Below are 16,693 nucleotides of genomic sequence, written 5' to 3'. Positions count from 1 at the left end.
CCGGGTGCGTGCCGGGTGCGTGCCGGGACCGGGCCGTGCCGGGATCGGTTTCACTCGTGCGAGGCCGAGACGTACGGGACTTCGGCCGGAGGTGTCAGGTGCTCGGGTGCTGGGTCTCAGGTGTCGTCGGGTGTCGGTGTGGGTGTCGGCGTCTGCGGTCCTCGCGTCTGTCGCCGATTCCGGCTACGCCTCTGTCCACAGCCCCGGCCGCGCAGCTGTCCGTGTCCCCGCTGTCCCCGCTGTCCCCGCTGTCCGTGCGGTCCCCGCTGTCCGTGCGGTCCCCGCTGTCCGTGCGGTCCCCGCTGTCCGTGCGGTCCGCGCGGTCCGCGCGGTCCCCGCTCACGCATGTGGCCCTGGTCCTGCCCCCCGGCCGCCCATGCGTCGGCGGACCCGATGGCGCGTACGCCGGTCAGTGGCTGGTGAGTTCGCCGCTGAGCGTCTTGTGGATCCGGGCGCTGGGCTCGTTCAGCCCGATGATCTCGACGGTCTTGCCGCGCTGAGCGTATTTGGTCTCGACGGCGTCCAGGGCGGCGACGGAGGAGGCGTCCCAGATGTGGGCGGCGGACAGGTCGATGACGACCCTGTCGGGATCGCTGGTGTACGCGAACTGGCCGACGAGGTCGTTGGAGGAGGCGAAGAACAGTTCTCCCGTCACCCGGTAGACGACGGTGCCGCCGTCGGGGTCGAGGTCGGCGGTGACCTCGGCGAGGTGGGCGACGCGCCTGGCGAAGATGACCATGGCGGTCAGCGAGCCGACGACGACGCCGACGGCGAGGTTGTGGGTGGCGACGACGCACGCGACGGTGACCACCATGACGGTGATCTCTCCGGCGGGCATCCGCTGCAACGTCTTCGGAGCGATGGAGTGCCAGTCGAAGGTGGCCACCGACACCATGACCATCACCGCGACCAGCGCGGCCATGGGAATGTCGGAGACGACCGGCCCGAAGACGATGCACAGCACCATCAGGAACGCCCCGGCGAGGAATGTGGACAGCCGGGTGCGGGCACCGGACACCCGGACGTTGATCATCGTCTGGCCGATCATCGCGCAGCCGCCCATGCCGCCGAAGAAGCCGGTGACGATGTTGGCGACGCCCTGGCCGACGGACTCACGGGTCTTGGAGGAGCGGGTGTCGGTGATCTCGTCGACCAGCTTGGCCGTCATCAACGACTCCATCAGGCCGACCAGGGCCATGGCGAGCGCGTACGGTGCGACAGTCGTCAGCGTGTCCAGGGTGAACGGCACGTCGGGCAGGCCCGGTACCGGCAGCGCGGACGGCAGGTCGCCCTTGTCTCCCACGGTCGGCACCGCGATGCCGGCCGCCACCGTGAGGACGGTGAGGATGACGATCGACACCAGCGGCGCCGGGATCACCGTGGTGACCTTCGGGAAGAACACCATGAGCGCCAGCCCGGCGGCGATGAGTGGATAGACGGGCCAGGGCACGTCCGTCATCTCCGGCACCTGGGCCATGAAGATCAGGACGGCGAGCGAGTTGACGAAGCCGACCATCACGCTGCGTGGCACGAACCGCATCAGCTTCGCCACGCCCAGCGCGCCGAGGACGATCTGGATGACGCCGGCGAGGATCACGGCCGCGACCAGGTAACCGAAGCCGTGCTCACGGTTGAGCGGGGCGATGACCAGCGCGACCGCGCCGGTGGCCGCGGAGATCATGGCGGGCCGGCCGCCGACGACCGCGATGGTCACGGCCATGGTGAACGAGGCGAACAGACCGATGGCCGGGTCGACCCCGGCGATGATCGAGAACGAGATCGCCTCCGGGATCAGCGCCAGGGCGACCACGAGACCGGCCAGCACCTCGGTGCGCAGCACCTTCGGGTCGGACAGCCAGGACGGACGCCGGGTGCCGCGCATCCACGCGGCCGGGGACGATGCGGTGGGTGACAAAACGAGAGGAACCTGTCGTGCTCGGGCACACCCGGCATCACGGCGGGCACGCGGGAAGGCGTGGAGGATCGGGGCGGCGATCCACGGAGTCCGCCGGCGGCGGACCGGCATCAGGGAGCGGCAGCGAAGCGATCCGCGAGGCGATCGGGCGACGCTGGTCGGAGGCGAAGGGCTGCTCGAAGGGTTGCTCGGGGGCGAAGGGTCACGGCGGACAGGTGGCGGCGCCGGGCATCGCGGACATGCGCACGCTCTCTCCTGCGGACCACGGTCTTCGCCGGGGGCTTCGTCGGCCCCGACACGGCTGACGGTCACGGGAGGGCGCCCCGCACCATCGGAACGGACACGGCGGGCAGCCGATCCGGACACGCGGCAACTCTACCCTAACGTTAGGGTAGAGATCGGCGCCGGTCGTCCGCGCCCGCAGCGAGAGACGAGGAAGGCACCCGCGTGAGCAGCGAGCACATGCAGATCGGCGAGGTCGCCGCCCGGACCGAACTGTCGCTGCGCACCATCCGGCACTACGAGGACACCGGTCTCGTCATTCCCTCCGCCCGCTCTCAGGGCGGCTTCCGCCTCTACACCGAGGCCGATGTCGCTCGCCTGATGGTCATCCGCCGCATGAAGCCGCTCGGCTTCACCCTGGACGAGATGCGTGCCCTGCTGGACGCCACGGAGCGCCTGGACTCGGGCGAGGACCTGCCGTCCGCGGAGCGCGAGCGGCTGCTGGAGCGACTGCGCGGTTTCGAACAGGCGGCACAGCAGCGGGTGGCGGACCTGCGCACCCAGCTGGCCCGCGCCGAGGAGTTCGCGGCCACGCTGGCGGAGCGTCTCTCTCGGCCTTTCACCATCTGACACGGTTCCGCTGGCCGCTGGCCGCTGGCCGCTGGCCGCTGGCCGCTGGCCGCTGGGCGTTGAACGCTGGGGCTGCGGTTGCCGTTCCTGCTGGCGGTGACGGTGACGGTGACGACGGCGCCGAACCCGGTGGCCCGGCGGCTGATCGACCGGGCCGACTGGCTGTTACGGCGCTACGCCGGCCGCCGCGCCGAGCTGGAGGGCGGCGGTGTCGATGGCCGAGGACGAACTGCTGCCGGTGCTGCACGACCACGAACGCCGCCGCCGGGATGAGCGCGAATGCCCCGCCAGATGGGCACGTCACCGACCGTGCGGGCCCGGTGCCGGAAGATCGGCGATGGCAGCAGCGGGGCGGCACCGGCGCCGCGTCCCGCTGCCAAGGGATGAACGCCCGGAGCAGCACCGCTTCCCCGAAGTCGGGCGGGGGTGGCACGAGCAGGACCCGGAAGGGCAACACCCCGCCGTGGCCGGTGCCCTGTGCGCGCTCGCGGACCAGGGCCGGCTGGTCCTCCCCGCCCTGTAGGCCGCGAACATCCAGCTGTACGCGGCGCCCAGGCGTGAGGGACGGCACGTCGGCACAGGGCTGACCCTGTCCAGCCCGCAGCCCGCAGCCCGCAGCCCGCAGCCCGCAGCCCGCAGCCCGCAGCCCGCAGCCCGCAGCCCGCCAGCCCGCAGCCCGCAGCCGTGGGAGCCGGCCGCAGATGCTCTGGAGTTGCCCGGCTTCGGGGGACCGGAGGTTGTCGGTGCCGCCTGTCTTCACGCGGCCCTCGGCGGGCCGGCCCTCTCCAGGTCGGCCGGCTCGCGGTGCGTGATCGTCGCCGTCCGCGCTACGTGAAGGACCGAAGGCGGAGGCTGTTGGTGACGACGAACACCGAGGAGAAGGCCATCGCGGCACCGGCGATCATGGGGTTGAGCAGGCCGGCGGCGGCAAGCGGCAGGGCCGCGACGTTGTAACCGAAGGCCCAGAACAGGTTGCCCTTGATGATGGCCAGGGTCCTGCGGGACAGGCGGATGGCGTCCGCCGCGACCCGCAGGTCGCCGCGGACGAGAGTCAGGTCGCCCGCCTCGACGGCCGCGTCGGTGCCGGTGCCCATGGCCAGGCCCAGGTCGGCCTGCGCGAGGGCGGCCGCGTCGTTGACGCCGTCGCCGACCATCGCGACCGTCCGGCCCTCGGACTGGAGTCGCTTGACCACATCGACCTTGTCCTGCGGCAGGACGTCGGCGATGACCTCGTCGATACCGACGGCCCCGGCCACCGACTCGGCGACCGTCCGGTTGTCGCCGGTCAGGAGCACGGGCGTCAGACCCAGCCGGCGCAGCTCTGCCACCGCCTCGGCACTGGTCTCCTTGATGGCGTCGGCGACGGTCAGGACACCGCGCGCCTGGCCGTCCCAGGCGACGACGACCGCCGTACGTCCCTCCGCCTCCGCGGCGGCCTTGGCCTCGGCCAGGTCCCGGGGCAGCTCGATGGCCCACTCCGTCAGGAGCTTCTCGCGCCCGACGAGGACGGCGTGCCCGTCGACGACGCCCTGGACCCCGAGACCCGCGACGTTCTCGAAGTTCTCCGGCACGGGCAGGCCCCCGGCCCGCTCCACTGCCCCGGCCGCTACGGCCCGGGCGATGGGGTGCTCGGAGGCGTGCTCCAGCGCGCCCGCCAGCCGCAGCAGTTCGGCCTTGTCCGTTCCGCGCGCCGTGAAGACGTCCTGCAACTGCATCCGGCCCGTGGTCACCGTGCCGGTCTTGTCGAGGACGACGGTGTCGACGCGGCGTGTCGACTCCAGGACCTCCGGACCCTTGATGAGGATGCCGAGCTGGGCGCCGCGGCCCGTGCCGACCATCAGTGCGGTCGGCGTCGCGAGCCCGAGGGCGCACGGGCAGGCGATGATCAGGACGGCCACGGCGGCCGTGAACGCGGCGGTCACGTCACCCGTGACGCCGAGCCAGGCCCCGAGGGTGGCGACGGCGATCAGCAGTACGACGGGCACGAAGACGCCTGAGATCCGGTCCGCGAGACGCTGTACCTCGGCCTTCCCGTTCTGCGCGTCCTCGACGAGTTTCGCCATGTGGGCGAGCTGGGTGTCGGCGCCGACCCGGGTCGCCTCGACGACCAGGCGTCCGCCGGCGTTCACGGTCGCCCCGGTCACCGCGTCGCCGACGGCCACGTCCACCGGCACGGACTCGCCGGTCAGCATGGAGGCGTCCACCGCCGACACGCCTTCGACGACGGTCCCGTCGGTCGCGATCTTCTCCCCGGGGCGTACGACGAACCGGTCACCGACCGCCAACTGGGCGACCGGGATACGTACCTCCGTGCCGCCCCGCAGTACCGACACGTCCCTCACGCCCAGCTCCAGCAGCGCCCGGAGCGCGGCACCCGCCTTGCGCTTGGACCTCGTCTCCAGATAGCGCCCGGCAAGAATGAACGTGGTGACGCCGGCCGCGGCCTCCAGATAGATGGACGACGAGCCGTCCGAGCGGGTGATGGTGAATTCGAACCCGTGCCGCATGCCCGGCATCCCGGCGTCCCCGAAGAACAGCGCCCACAGCGACCAGCCCAGGGCGGCGAGCGTACCGATGGACACCAGCGTGTCCATGGTCGCGCCACCGTGCCGGACATTCGTCCAGGCCGCCGTGTGGAAGGGGAACGCGCCCCAGACGACGACCGGAGCGGCGAGCGTCAGCGACAGCCACTGCCAGTTGTCGAACTGCAGGGCCGGGACCATCGCCATCAGGACGACCGGTACCGAGAGCGCGAGCGACACGAACAGCCGCTGCCGCAGGGAGAGCAACTCCCCGTCCGCGGCAGGGGCGGCCGACCGGACGTCGCCCTCCTCACCGGCCGGGGGCGCGGGCACAGGCGGCTCCTTCGCCGTGTATCCGGTCTTCTCGACGGTGGCGATGAGGTCGGCCACCTCGATCCCGTCCGAGTAGGAGATCTTCGCCTTCTCGGTGGCGAAGTTGACGGTCGCCGTGACGCCGTCCATGCGGTTGAGCTTCTTCTCGATACGGGCCGCGCACGAGGCGCAGGTCATGCCGCCGATGGAGAGCTCGACCTCAGGGGCGGACGCGGGTGCCGTGCCGGGACGCGTCTTCTCGGGAACGGTGCTGGGCATGGGGGATTCTCCTGGGGAGGGCCGGGACGTACGGCGTCCGTATCAGCGGAGCGGCACATCCCGGCGCGGAGGTCATCGCGTGGTCCGGTCCGGGGTCGGGTGCCCGGACGGGGTCACACCGTGCCGACGAGCTCGTAACCCGCCTCGTCGACGGCGGCGCGGACGGCCTCTTCGTCGAGCGGGCCGGCGGAGGTGACGGTCACTTCACCCGTCTTGGCGTCGGCCTGGACCGCGGCGACGCCGTCCAGCGCGGACACTTCCTGCGAGACCGCGCCCTCGCAGTGGCCGCAGGTCATGCCGGACACCTTGTAGACGGTGGTGACGCCACTGCCCTGGCCGTCGGCCGTGGTGCCGGGGTTCTTCTGGTCGGTCATGGCTTCTTCCTCAGGTGTCGATGCGTGGTCTGCTTCCGGGAGGCGGGAGGAGTCCGTCCCCTTACATCCCGTCGAGGTCAACCATATACCCCCTCGGGGTATTCCTGAAGTGAGACCCCGCGTGCGGGATTCTTTCTGTGCCCCGTGGCCGAGCGGGGGCGGAATGTGATGCCCGTCGACCAGGACCGGACCATCAACCGCTTCGCCCCGGCCGCGACGGGCGGTGTCCAGGAGGTGATGTCCGGCCGGTCCGCCGGTGCCGAGCAGACAGGTCCGATCCGCGACCGCCTGCGCAATGAGGCCGCAGCGTCCCGTCCCAGCACGGCAAGGATCTTGAGGCAACCCGTAACCCCGTGGGCGACCCGGGGTTGGTAGCGCTGGGGGCTTGGTGCCGATGGTGGTCGTTCCGATCCCCATGCCCAAATCCCGGCGATGTCGAGTGAAGGCTCGCGGGGTTGCGTATGTCGGGTCGGGCGAGAACGCGAGAGACCGCACGCCCTGGACAGCGGGAGGACGGGGAAAACCGTGACCGAGATGGTGCCAGGGAAGGCCGCGGTGGCCGCGACGGAGGGGACCGGCGCCGCGACACCTGACGTTGCCGGCGCCTCTGCTCCTGAAGAGGGCGCGCACACCGTACTCGGACATGCGACTGATGCCGATGCCGCTGCCTCCGAAGTGGCCGGCGGGGCCGACAAGGCCGGAGAGGTTGCCAGGAGGTGTGCTGAAGCGGGGCGCACTGAGGTGGGTGCCGGGGCGCCCGCAGGGGCGCGTTCGCCGTACGAGGGAGGCCTGAGGCGTCAGCCGGCGCGCGAGCCGGCGGCGCGCACCTACGCGCGTGCCCTGCCGATCGTCCCGGTGCGAGCACGCGGGCTGACCATCGAGGGTGCGGACGGGCGCCGCTACCTGGACTGCCTCTCGGGCGCGGGAACCCTGGCCCTCGGGCACAACCACCCCGTGGTCCTGGAAGCGATCCGCAAGGTCCTCGACTCGGGCGCACCGCTGCACGCCTTCGGTCTGGCGACCCCCGTCAAGGACGCCTTCCTCACCGAACTGTTCCGCACCCTGCCGCGGGGACTCGCCGACCACGCCCGGGTGCGGTTCTGCGGGCCGGCCGGAACGGACGCCGTCGGGGCCGCGTTCGAGCTCGTCCGTTCCGCGACCGGCCGGAGCGGCCTGTGCGCCTTCACCGGCGCCCACCACGGGATCACCACCGGGGCACTGGAGGCGTCCGGGAACGCTTTCGACGTACGGGTCGCGCGCCTGCCCTATCCGCAGGACTACCGCTGTCCGTTCGGCGTCGGCGGCGAGCGCGGTGCTGAACTCGCCGCCCGCTGGACCGAGTCCGTTCTCGACGACCCCCAGTCGGGGGTGCCACTGCCCGCCGGGATGATCCTCGAACCCGTGCAGGACGAGGGCGGGGTGCTTCCCGCGCCGGACGAGTGGATGCGACGCGTCCGGCAGATCACCGCCGCACGGTCCATCCCCCTGATCGCCGACGAGGTCCAGACCGGCATCGGTCGCACCGGCGCCTTCTGGGCGGTGGAGCACAGCGGCGTCACCCCTGATGTGATGGTCCTCTCGAAGGCCATCGGAGGCAGCCTGCCCTTGGCCGTCGTCGTGTACCGCGACGACCTCGACGTAGAGGAATGCGGCGCCCACGGGGACACGTTCCGCGGCAACCAACTCGCCATGGCCGCGGGAACGGCGACCTTGGCCTACGTCCGCGAGAACCGCCTCGCCGAACGCGCGGCCACGCTGGGCTCCCGCATGCTCATCCAACTCCGGGAACTGGCGGACCGGTTCCCGATGATCGGGGAAGTACGGGGGCGGGGACTGATGATCGGCGTGGAGATGGTGGACACGGCGGAGAGGCAGAGAGGTGCCGAGAGCGGTGGACGTGGCGGCGCCGGCGAGTCCGACGGTGATGGCGGCGCTGGCGGCGCTGGCGGTGCCGGTGAGATCGGCGACGGTGCCAGTGATACCGGTGGCGACAGGGCGCTTTGGGCAGGCCGCGCGGGTGGTGTCGGCGTGAGTCCGAAGATGCCCCGCGTCGCCACCACCGCGCCTCGCCCGGCTGCTCCAGAACTCGCGGCCGCTGTGCAGCGGGAGTGCCTGCGCCGTGGCCTGATCGTCGAGCTCGGCGGCCGTCACGCGAGCGTCGTGCGGCTGCTTCCGCCGCTGACGATCAGCGACGAGCAGGCGACCGCGGTGCTGGAACGCCTGGCCGACGCGGTGGAGACGGTGGCCCGCAGCCACGTCCATGGCGACCAGCAGCGCCCAGGGTGACCGGACGCGCGGTGCGGGGGCTTCGCGCCCGTACGTCCACGCGGACTCCTGCGTCCGCAAGAACCCATGTGCCTGCCTCGTCTTGCGTGTGCAAGGGACCTGGTGCGCACGCGTGGGCCCCCAGGTCCGCGCCTCCGCCAGCTCCTGCGCGCTCACGAACTCGCCCACCCACGCCGACTCGTACGACCGAGCAGACGTGCTCCGCCCGCCCTTCGCCGACTGACGTACCCCGAACATCGCTCACCTCCGAACACACTCCCCGACGTCTGCAACACCCGAACCCAGCGCGTGTCCCTGCTCCGGCACGGCGCCGACACGTCCCGCCCGCACGAGCCAGAACCACCCCGAGGAACATGCCTTGAACACCAGCTCCGGCCCAGACGGCATTGCCCCCGCAGTCCTCCCCTCACCCGGCTCGTCCGGCGCGGCCCTGCCGTGCTCCGCCGACGAAAGGGTCCCCCGCCAGGCGGCACCCGTCGGCCCCGCCCCGACCGCCACGTCGACCGAACGACGCACGACGGAGCCCTCGCTCCAAAGCGCGGCCTCACCAGGGCTGGACGGCAGCCCCGCACCGCAAGAGACATCCCATGCCCAGGGAGGCAACCCGGTGGCCGAGTCGCTGCGCGCCGCCGGCCCCGACCCCCTGGAGCATCCCGACCCGCACGCCGCAGCTGAGGCCGCGGGCGTGGAGAACCTGTTGCGATGCTGGGTACGCGAGGCCCATCTCCCCGCCCCCGACAACGGCATCCTCCGCATCCCGCTCCCGGCCAGCGGAACGGCCCTCCTCGCGCCCGTCCGCTACTGGTCCCCGACGGGATGGCACCGCTTCGGTCTCCCGTCCCTGGCGGGGACTCCCGCTGAGTCCCCGCCGGCCGACGCGGTAACGGTCGCCGCACTGCTCGCCAGAGAGGCAGCGCTCACCGACAAGACCGAAGAGACACCGCTGACCGAAGAGACACCACTGACCGAAAAGACACCGCTCGCCGAGCGGACACCGCTCAGCGGAGAGACACCGCTCCCCCGGAAGACGCCGAGCACCCCAGCCCCCCGCCCGGACCTCGGGCCAGCCGGCCATACCGCCAAGACCCCGGAGTCGATCGCCAGCCCCCGTGCACCGCTCGCGATCCAGGTACCTCCCGGCTCCGCCACGATCACCCCCGCGATTGCATCCACGGCCACCCCTTCGACAGGCACGACCTTTCCCGTGACCGGTGCAGCCGCTCCCGCAGTCACCGCCCGGGCCCTCGCCCAGCCGGCCGCCGGCGCCGCCGACCTCGTCGCACGCGTGGCCGACTCCGTCCGCCGAACCGGTGCCATCCTGAGCGAGCGAAGGAAGCATCCCGCCGACGTCTGCGACCTCTTCCTCGCCGCCGAACAGGCGCTCGTGCTCGGACACCCCCTGCACCCGACCCCGAAGAGCCGCGAGGCTCTCTCCGAAGCCGAAGCCCGGCTGTACTCGCCCGAGCTGCGCGGCTCCTTTCCTTTGCACTGGATGGCTGTCGCCCCCTCCGTACTCGCCACCGACTCCGCCTGGACCGAACGTGGCCGCCTCGTCCCCGCCGATCAGCTCACCGCACGTCTGGCCGCAACCGGACTGCCGCTGCCCGACGCTCACGCGGCCCTGCCCCTGCATCCATGGCAACTGCGCGAGGTCCTGCACCGCCCCGAGGTCGCGGCCCTGCTCGACGCCGGACTCCTGAGGGACCTCGGCGCCCACGGCGTTCCATGGCACCCCACCTCCTCTCTACGAACCGTCCACCGCTCCGGTTCCCCCGCCATGCTCAAGCTGTCGCTGGGCCTGCGCATCACCAACTCCCGTCGTGAGAACCTCCGCAAGGAACTTCACCGCGGTGTGGAGGTCCACCGGCTGCTCCGCGGTGGCCTGTTCCAGCAGTGGCGGGCCGCCCACCCCGGGTTCGACATCGTCCGTGACCCGGCCTGGCTCGCCGTGGACGGACCCGACGGCAACCCCGTGCCCGGACTGGACGTGATGATCCGGCACAACCCGTTCAGCCCCTCGGACAGCGTCTCCTGCATCGCCGGACTCGTGTCGCTCCGCCCGCAGGCCGCACCAGCCGCCACCGAACGCCGGACCGCTGACCGGCCGGTTCTGCGATCCCGCCTGGCCGAGGTCATCACCCGGCTTGCCGGCCGGACCGGCCGCCCCCGGGAAGCCGTTGCCACCGAGTGGTTCCTGCGCTACCTCGAACAGGTGGTCCGTCCGGTGCTGTGGCTGGACGCGGCGGCCGGAATCGCCCTGGAGGCGCACCAGCAGAACACGCTGCTCCTGCTGGACGGCGACGGCTGGCCCGTCGGCGGCCGTTACCGCGACAACCAGGGCTACTACTTCCGCGAGTCCCGACGTACGGAACTCGACGCCCGGCTGCCCGGCATCGGCGAACACAGCGACACCTTCGTCTCCGACGAGGTCACCGACGAGCGTTTCGCGTACTACCTCGCGATCAACAACGTCTTCGGTCTCATCGGCGCGTTCGGCTCCCAGCGTCTGGCCGACGAACGGCTGCTGCTCGCCGCATTCCGATGCTTCCTCCGGACAGTCACCTCCGGTCCCTCCCGCCCGCGCAGTCCCTTGCCCGCCCGCCTGCTCGACTCACCCGCCCTGCGCTGCAAGGCCAACCTGCTGACCCGCGTGCACGGCCTCGACGAACTGGTCGGCCCGGTGGACACCCAGTCCGTCTACGTCACCATCGCCAACCCTCTGCACGCCTGAGCGGTATGTCCGACCACCGCCCGTGGGCCCCGCGATCCTGAGTGGTACGTCCGACCACCGCCAACCTGCCGTGCTCCTGACCGGTTCGCCCGACCACCACCCACCCCCTTCACTTCGAAGAACGTGACCGACTCCGCAGCTTGAACTCCGCAGCTTGAGAGGAGCGCCGCCGTGCCCCCCGCCGACGCGAACACCACCGGCGCCACCATCACCGCCTCCGTCGGTGGCACCGGAGTCGACGCGCGACCCGGGACGGGCGAAAGCAGCACCGACTCGGGCGTACGCGGGGACGGCGTCCACCCGAACGGCCCGGACCGTGAGGACATGACCCCTACCGTGGCCGGCGCACGGACCGCTCCCGTCCTCCCGGCAGCCCAGGACCTGCTCGGCCACATCGCCGACTGGGGAGCCGTCGCCACCCCGGCGGGCACGTTCCGCCTCGTCCCCGTCCGCGTCGAACGGGACCTACCGCTCGTCAGCCGCTGGATGAACGACCCCGCCGTCGCGGAGTTCTGGGAGCTGGCCGGGGATCGGACCGTCACCGAGGAGCACCTGCGGACCCAACTCGACGGCGACGGACGCAGCGTTCCGTGTCTCGGTGTGCTGGAAGGCACGCCGATGAGCTACTGGGAGATCTACCGCGCGGACCTCGATCCACTGGCCCGTCACTATTCCGCGCGCCCACACGACACCGGTATCCACCTCCTCGTCGGCGATGCCGCCGACCGGGGGAAAGGTCTTGGCAGCGCACTGCTCAAAGCCGTCGCCGATCTCGTGCTCGACAGACGCTCGTCCTGTGCCCGCGTCGTCGCGGAACCCGACTTTCGCAACATGCCCTCCATCGCCGCCTTCCGCAGGGCCGGATTCCGCTTCTCCGCCGAGGTCGATCTGCCCGCCAAGCGGGCCGCCCTCATGCTTCGAGACCGGTCCTTGCCCCCTCTCCTGTAACGCCACGTCACAGCGTCGACACTTTTAGTACGTGTCGCGCGCCGGTCCGGTTCCCACTCGCGCCGAACCGATTTTTAGCCGAGTCGATCTCAGCCGTACACAACCCCACGACCTCTGCCCTGACCGGCGTGATCTCCGCGACAGTCGAGCCCCGCCTGCGCCCGGCCGATCCCTCACCGGACGAAAACGAAGCGCCCCCGGCCCGCAAGCGATCCGGCCCCGTCCCGAACCCGCCAACCCCGGCCGCCGCCGGACCGATCCGATCCCTCGCGAGGAGCACCCGGTCTTGATCCCATCCCTCGTCCCCGCCGTGACCGCCCGTTTGTCAGTGCCGGGCCGTAGGGTGGTCGCGCTATGACGAAGCCCTCACTCCCTGAACTCCTGCACGCTGCCGTCACCGCCGTCGGCGGCACGGAGCGCCCTGGCCAGGTGACCATGGCCGAAGCCGTCGCGAACGCGATCGACGACGGCTCCCATCTGCTGGTCCAGGCCGGCACCGGCACCGGAAAGTCGCTGGGTTATCTCGTGCCCGCGCTCGCGCACGGGGAGCGCGTCGTCGTAGCGACCGCCACCCTCGCCCTGCAGCGCCAGCTGGTGGAGCGGGACCTGCCCCGCACGGTCGAGTCGCTGCACCCGCTGCTGCGCCGTCGCCCGGAGTTCGCGATGCTCAAGGGCCGGTCGAACTACCTCTGTCTGCACCGCCTGCACGAGGGCGTCCCGCAGGACGAGGAGGAGGGCCTCTTCGATCAGTTCGAGGCCGCTGCGCCCACCAGCAAGCTGGGCCAGGACCTGCTGCGGCTGCGGGAATGGTCGGACGAGACCGAGACGGGCGACCGTGACAACCTCACGCCCGGTGTCTCCGACCGCGCCTGGGCCCAGGTGTCGGTCTCCTCGCGCGAGTGCCTGGGCGCCACGAAGTGCGCGTACGGCGCCGAGTGCTTCGCCGAGATGTCCCGCGAGCGCGCCAAACTCGCCGACGTCGTCGTCACCAACCACGCGCTGCTCGCGATCGACGCGATCGAAGGCGCCCCGGTCCTTCCGCAGCACGAGGTGCTGATCGTCGACGAGGCGCACGAACTCGTCTCCCGGGTCACCGGAGTGGCCACCGGTGAGCTCACGCCCGGCCAGGTCAACCGCGCGGTGCGCCGCGCCGCGAAGCTGGTCAACGAGAAGGCGGCCGACCAGCTCCAGACCGCCGCCGAGGGCTTCGAGCGGCTGATGGAACTGGCGCTGCCGGGCCGCCTTGAGGAGATCCCGGAGGATCTCGGCTACGCGCTCATGGCACTGCGGGATGCCTGCCGCACCGTGATCTCCGGGATCGGCGCCACCCGCGACAAGTCCGTCCAGGACGAGGACGCGGTCCGCAAGCAGGCGCTGGCCTCCGTGGAGAGCGTGCACGACGTGGCGGAGCGGATCACGAACGGCTCCGAGTGGGACGTCGTCTGGTACGAGCGGCACGACCGCTTCGGCGCCTCCCTGCGCGTCGCCCCCATGTCCGTGTCGGGCCTGCTGAGGGAGAAACTCTTCGCGGACCGCTCGGTGGTCCTGACGTCCGCGACTCTCAAACTCGGCGGCGACTTCAACGGCGTCGGCGCTTCGCTCGGCCTCGCCCCCGAGGGCACGGAAGGCGAGGACGTTCCGCAGTGGAAGGGCGTCGACGTCGGCTCGCCCTTCGACTATCCCCGGCAGGGCATCCTGTACGTCGCCAAACATTTGGCGCGCCCCGCGCGGGACGGCGACCGCGCGGACATGCTCGACGAACTCACCGAGCTGATCGAGGCGGCCGGCGGCCGCACGCTCGGCCTGTTCTCCTCGATGCGGGGCGCCCAGCTGGCCGCGGAGGAACTGCGCTCCCGCATCCCCGAGTTCCCGATCCTCCTGCAGGGCGAGGAGACACTCGGCGAACTGATCAAAAACTTCGCGGCGGATCCGAAGACCTGCCTCTTCGGCACGCTGTCGCTCTGGCAGGGCGTCGACGTCCCCGGACCCAGCTGCCAGTTGGTCGTCATGGACAAGATCCCGTTCCCCCGGCCGGACGACCCGCTGATGAGCGCCCGCCAGAAGGCCGTGGAGGAGGCCGGAGGCAACGGCTTCATGGCGGTCGCCGCCACTCACGCGGCGCTGCTCATGGCGCAGGGTGCCGGCCGCCTCGTCCGCGCGTCGGGGGACCGTGGCGTCGTCGCCGTCCTCGACCAACGGCTGGCTACCGCGCGGTACGGGAGCTATCTGAAGGCGTCACTGCCGGACTTCTGGTACACCACTGACCGTCACCAGGTACGGAAGTCGCTGGCAGCGATCGACGCGGCTGCGAAGCAGACGGAAACCGACTGACACGGCGCTTCGGGCCCGGCAAGCGGTAGCTTGCCGGGCCCGAAGCGGCTGGGGCCTCGATCGACGCCGAAGCCAGAAAACACAGGGCCCCGGAACCGGCGCAGGGGTCCCGGGGCCCGGTCAGAGGGCGGCCTTCGAGGGCCGGCCCGCCGCAGCCGTCACACGCGGCGCAGCACTGCCACCACCTTGCCGAGGATGGTCGCGTCGTCGCCCGGGATCGGCTCGTAGGCAGAGTTGTGCGGGAGGAGCCAGACGTGGCCGTCCTCGCGCTTGAAGCGCTTGACGGTGGCCTCACCGTCGAGCATCGCGGCCACGATGTCACCGTTCTCGGCGACCGGCTGGCGGCGGACGGTGACCCAGTCTCCGTCACAGATCGCGGCCTCGATCATGGAGTCGCCGACGACCTTGAGGACGAACAGCTCACCGTCACCGACCAACTGCCGGGGCAGCGGGAAGACGTCCTCGACGGACTCCTCCGCGAGGATCGGGCCACCGGCGGCGATGCGGCCGACCAGGGGGACGTAGGACGCGGCGGGCTTGCCGGCGGTGTCGGTGGGCTGCGCCGACGACGCCTGGTCCGAGCCGCGTACCTCGTACGCGCGCGGCCGGTGCGGGTCGCGGCGCAGGAAGCCCTTGCGCTCCAGTGCCATCAGCTGGTGGGCGACGGAAGAGGTGCTGGACAGGCCGACGGCTTGTCCGATCTCCCGCATCGACGGCGGGTAGCCGCGCCGCTGCACCGAGTCCCTGATGACCTCGATCACCCGGCGTTGCCGGTCGGTGAGTCCGGAGCTGTCCGCCCGGATGCCTGGAGGTCGGCCCGGCAGGGAGCGCTTGTGCCCCTCGGGATTCGTGGCTTCGTTCATCGCATGCACCGGCTCAAGTCGGCCCTGGGAGCGGTCCTGGGCAGTGATGGTGGCACTGTCTGCGGTGGTGGTCACGTCGGCCCCTCTCGATGGTCTCCCTGCTGGACAACGGTAGTTGCTTTCGAAAGGTTGCGCCAAACACACGTTCGAGTGAAAAAAGGCGGATAGCCTGACTTGATCATGAGTCTGGGTGTATGGCTGACGCGGCACCTAGCAGGCAAAAGGGCTCATTGTTGTACTCTTCACCGCCGGGGTGGCGACCTCGTGGGTGCCGCCCCAGTCTGCCATCCGCGGTCGTGCCGGCCGGGGACCGGCCCCCATCTGTGCGGGAACCGCACGTGCCCTCCGTGCGGCGCCCACGCTATCTCCGCATGTGGCGAAGCGATACGGCTGTGCGCGCGTGGGTGCGGTGTGGGTGGGCGGGCCCGGGGCACACGCCTCTACGCGAGCGACACGCGCGTACGGTGTGTATGTATGAGCCAATCCCCACATGTAGTGGTTGGATTGCGGCAGCAGCCCAGAAGTTGTGGTCCCCCGGGTCTTCGCGCCCTCGACGATCGCCTATGCTGGGGCTGCTTCATGGGGCCGGAGAGGCTTTCTGAGGCTATTGAGTCTGCTGTGAGGAGGGTTGGAGTTCATGCACTGCCCTTTCTGCAGGCACCCCGACAGCCGTGTCGTCGACAGCCGTACGACCGACGACGGCACGTCGATCCGCAGGCGCCGCCAGTGTCCTGACTGCTCCCGTCGTTTCACGACCGTGGAGACGTGCTCGCTCATGGTGGTCAAGCGGTCCGGAGTCACCGAGCCTTTCAGTCGTACCAAGGTCATCAACGGTGTGCGCAAGGCATGCCAGGGACGGCCTGTCACCGAGGACGCGCTCGCCCAGCTCGGCCAGCGGGTCGAGGAGGCGGTGCGGGCCACCGGGAGTGCCGAGCTGACCACGCACGACGTGGGGCTGGCCATACTCGGCCCGTTGCAGGAGCTCGATCTCGTCGCCTATCTGCGGTTCGCCTCCGTCTATCGGGCGTTCGACTCGCTCGAGGACTTCGAGGCCGCCATCGCGGAACTCAGGGAACAGACGGGGCCCCCCGCCGCGGACGACGAAGACCGCGAAGGCACTGTCGCGGGGAGCCAGGAAGACCAACGCGGGTCCGGAGGGACTGCTCAGGTCCCCGAACCCGCACGCGCCGCCGACTGACCGGCGGGCCGGACCGGAGCCTCAGGCGGAGAACTTGTGGTGCTTGCGGTGGTCGGCCACCCACCGCACCAGCGGCCCCTCG

General features: G+C 71.1%; 12 protein-coding genes. 8 read left to right on the top strand and 4 right to left on the bottom strand.

Annotated elements, in window-relative coordinates:
* Positions 1 to 409 precede the first annotated feature (409 nt).
* The gene (locus tag ACWD0J_RS21725; RefSeq protein ID WP_451497438.1) at positions 410 to 1,882 is read right to left on the bottom strand and encodes a SulP family inorganic anion transporter; all 1,473 of its coding nucleotides are present in this window, start codon (positions 1,880 to 1,882) and stop codon (positions 410 to 412) included.
* Between the two features lie 480 nt (positions 1,883 to 2,362).
* Between ACWD0J_RS21725 and ACWD0J_RS21720 the strand changes: the two genes are divergently transcribed.
* From ACWD0J_RS21720 to ACWD0J_RS21710, 3 genes are all read left to right on the top strand, one after another.
* Positions 2,363 to 2,767 carry a MerR family transcriptional regulator gene (locus ACWD0J_RS21720; RefSeq protein ID WP_451497437.1) on the top strand — a complete coding sequence of 135 codons (405 nt, stop codon included), beginning with the start codon at positions 2,363 to 2,365 and terminating at the stop codon, positions 2,765 to 2,767.
* Positions 2,768 to 2,845: 78 nt separating this feature from the next.
* The gene (locus tag ACWD0J_RS21715) at positions 2,846 to 3,040 is read left to right on the top strand and encodes a hypothetical protein (RefSeq protein WP_451497436.1); all 195 of its coding nucleotides are present in this window, start codon (positions 2,846 to 2,848) and stop codon (positions 3,038 to 3,040) included.
* Positions 3,041 to 3,104: 64 nt separating this feature from the next.
* The gene (locus tag ACWD0J_RS21710; protein WP_451497435.1) at positions 3,105 to 3,290 is read left to right on the top strand and encodes a hypothetical protein; all 186 of its coding nucleotides are present in this window, start codon (positions 3,105 to 3,107) and stop codon (positions 3,288 to 3,290) included.
* Positions 3,291 to 3,594: 304 nt separating this feature from the next.
* On the opposite strand, the gene ACWD0J_RS21705 is transcribed toward ACWD0J_RS21710, so the two are convergent.
* Together ACWD0J_RS21705 and ACWD0J_RS21700 are read right to left on the bottom strand one after the other, a co-directional pair.
* On the bottom strand, positions 3,595 to 5,880 hold the full coding sequence (locus tag ACWD0J_RS21705; RefSeq protein ID WP_451497434.1) for a heavy metal translocating P-type ATPase: 2,286 nt from the start codon (positions 5,878 to 5,880) through the stop codon (positions 3,595 to 3,597).
* Positions 5,881 to 5,993: 113 nt separating this feature from the next.
* Positions 5,994 to 6,254, bottom strand: a complete 261-nt coding sequence (locus ACWD0J_RS21700; RefSeq protein WP_451497433.1) for a heavy-metal-associated domain-containing protein — start codon at positions 6,252 to 6,254, stop codon at positions 5,994 to 5,996.
* 741 nt (positions 6,255 to 6,995) lie between these two features.
* On the opposite strand from ACWD0J_RS21700, the gene ACWD0J_RS21695 reads away from it, so the two are divergent.
* The 4 genes from ACWD0J_RS21695 to ACWD0J_RS21680 all read left to right on the top strand — a co-directional run bounded on the left by ACWD0J_RS21695 (position 6,996) and on the right by ACWD0J_RS21680 (position 14,550).
* Positions 6,996 to 8,540 (top strand): aminotransferase class III-fold pyridoxal phosphate-dependent enzyme, encoded by a 1,545-nt coding sequence (locus ACWD0J_RS21695; RefSeq protein ID WP_451497432.1) that lies wholly within the window; start codon positions 6,996 to 6,998, stop codon positions 8,538 to 8,540.
* A 607-nt stretch (positions 8,541 to 9,147) separates the two neighbouring features.
* On the top strand, positions 9,148 to 11,271 hold the full coding sequence (locus ACWD0J_RS21690) for an IucA/IucC family protein (RefSeq protein WP_451497431.1): 2,124 nt from the start codon (positions 9,148 to 9,150) through the stop codon (positions 11,269 to 11,271).
* Between the two features lie 171 nt (positions 11,272 to 11,442).
* A complete protein-coding gene (locus ACWD0J_RS21685; protein WP_451497430.1) occupies positions 11,443 to 12,219 on the top strand; it encodes a GNAT family N-acetyltransferase in 777 nt (258 codons plus the stop codon).
* A 354-nt stretch (positions 12,220 to 12,573) separates the two neighbouring features.
* Positions 12,574 to 14,550 carry an ATP-dependent DNA helicase gene (locus ACWD0J_RS21680; protein ID WP_451497429.1) on the top strand — a complete coding sequence of 659 codons (1,977 nt, stop codon included), beginning with the start codon at positions 12,574 to 12,576 and terminating at the stop codon, positions 14,548 to 14,550.
* A 158-nt stretch (positions 14,551 to 14,708) separates the two neighbouring features.
* On the opposite strand, the gene lexA is transcribed toward ACWD0J_RS21680, so the two are convergent.
* Entirely contained in the window at positions 14,709 to 15,488 is a 780-nt protein-coding gene (gene lexA / locus ACWD0J_RS21675; protein WP_232031127.1) for a transcriptional repressor LexA, read from the bottom strand.
* A gap of 562 nt (positions 15,489 to 16,050) precedes the next feature.
* Between lexA and nrdR the strand changes: the two genes are divergently transcribed.
* Positions 16,051 to 16,611, top strand: a complete 561-nt coding sequence (gene nrdR / locus ACWD0J_RS21670; RefSeq protein WP_451497428.1) for a transcriptional regulator NrdR — start codon at positions 16,051 to 16,053, stop codon at positions 16,609 to 16,611.
* The last annotated feature ends 82 nt before the right edge of the window (positions 16,612 to 16,693 follow it).

The sequence above is a fragment of the Streptomyces sp. NPDC003011 genome (assembly GCF_053591515.1).
Note: the sequence above shows the minus strand (reverse complement) of the source record. Positions and strands in the feature narration are given on the sequence as shown.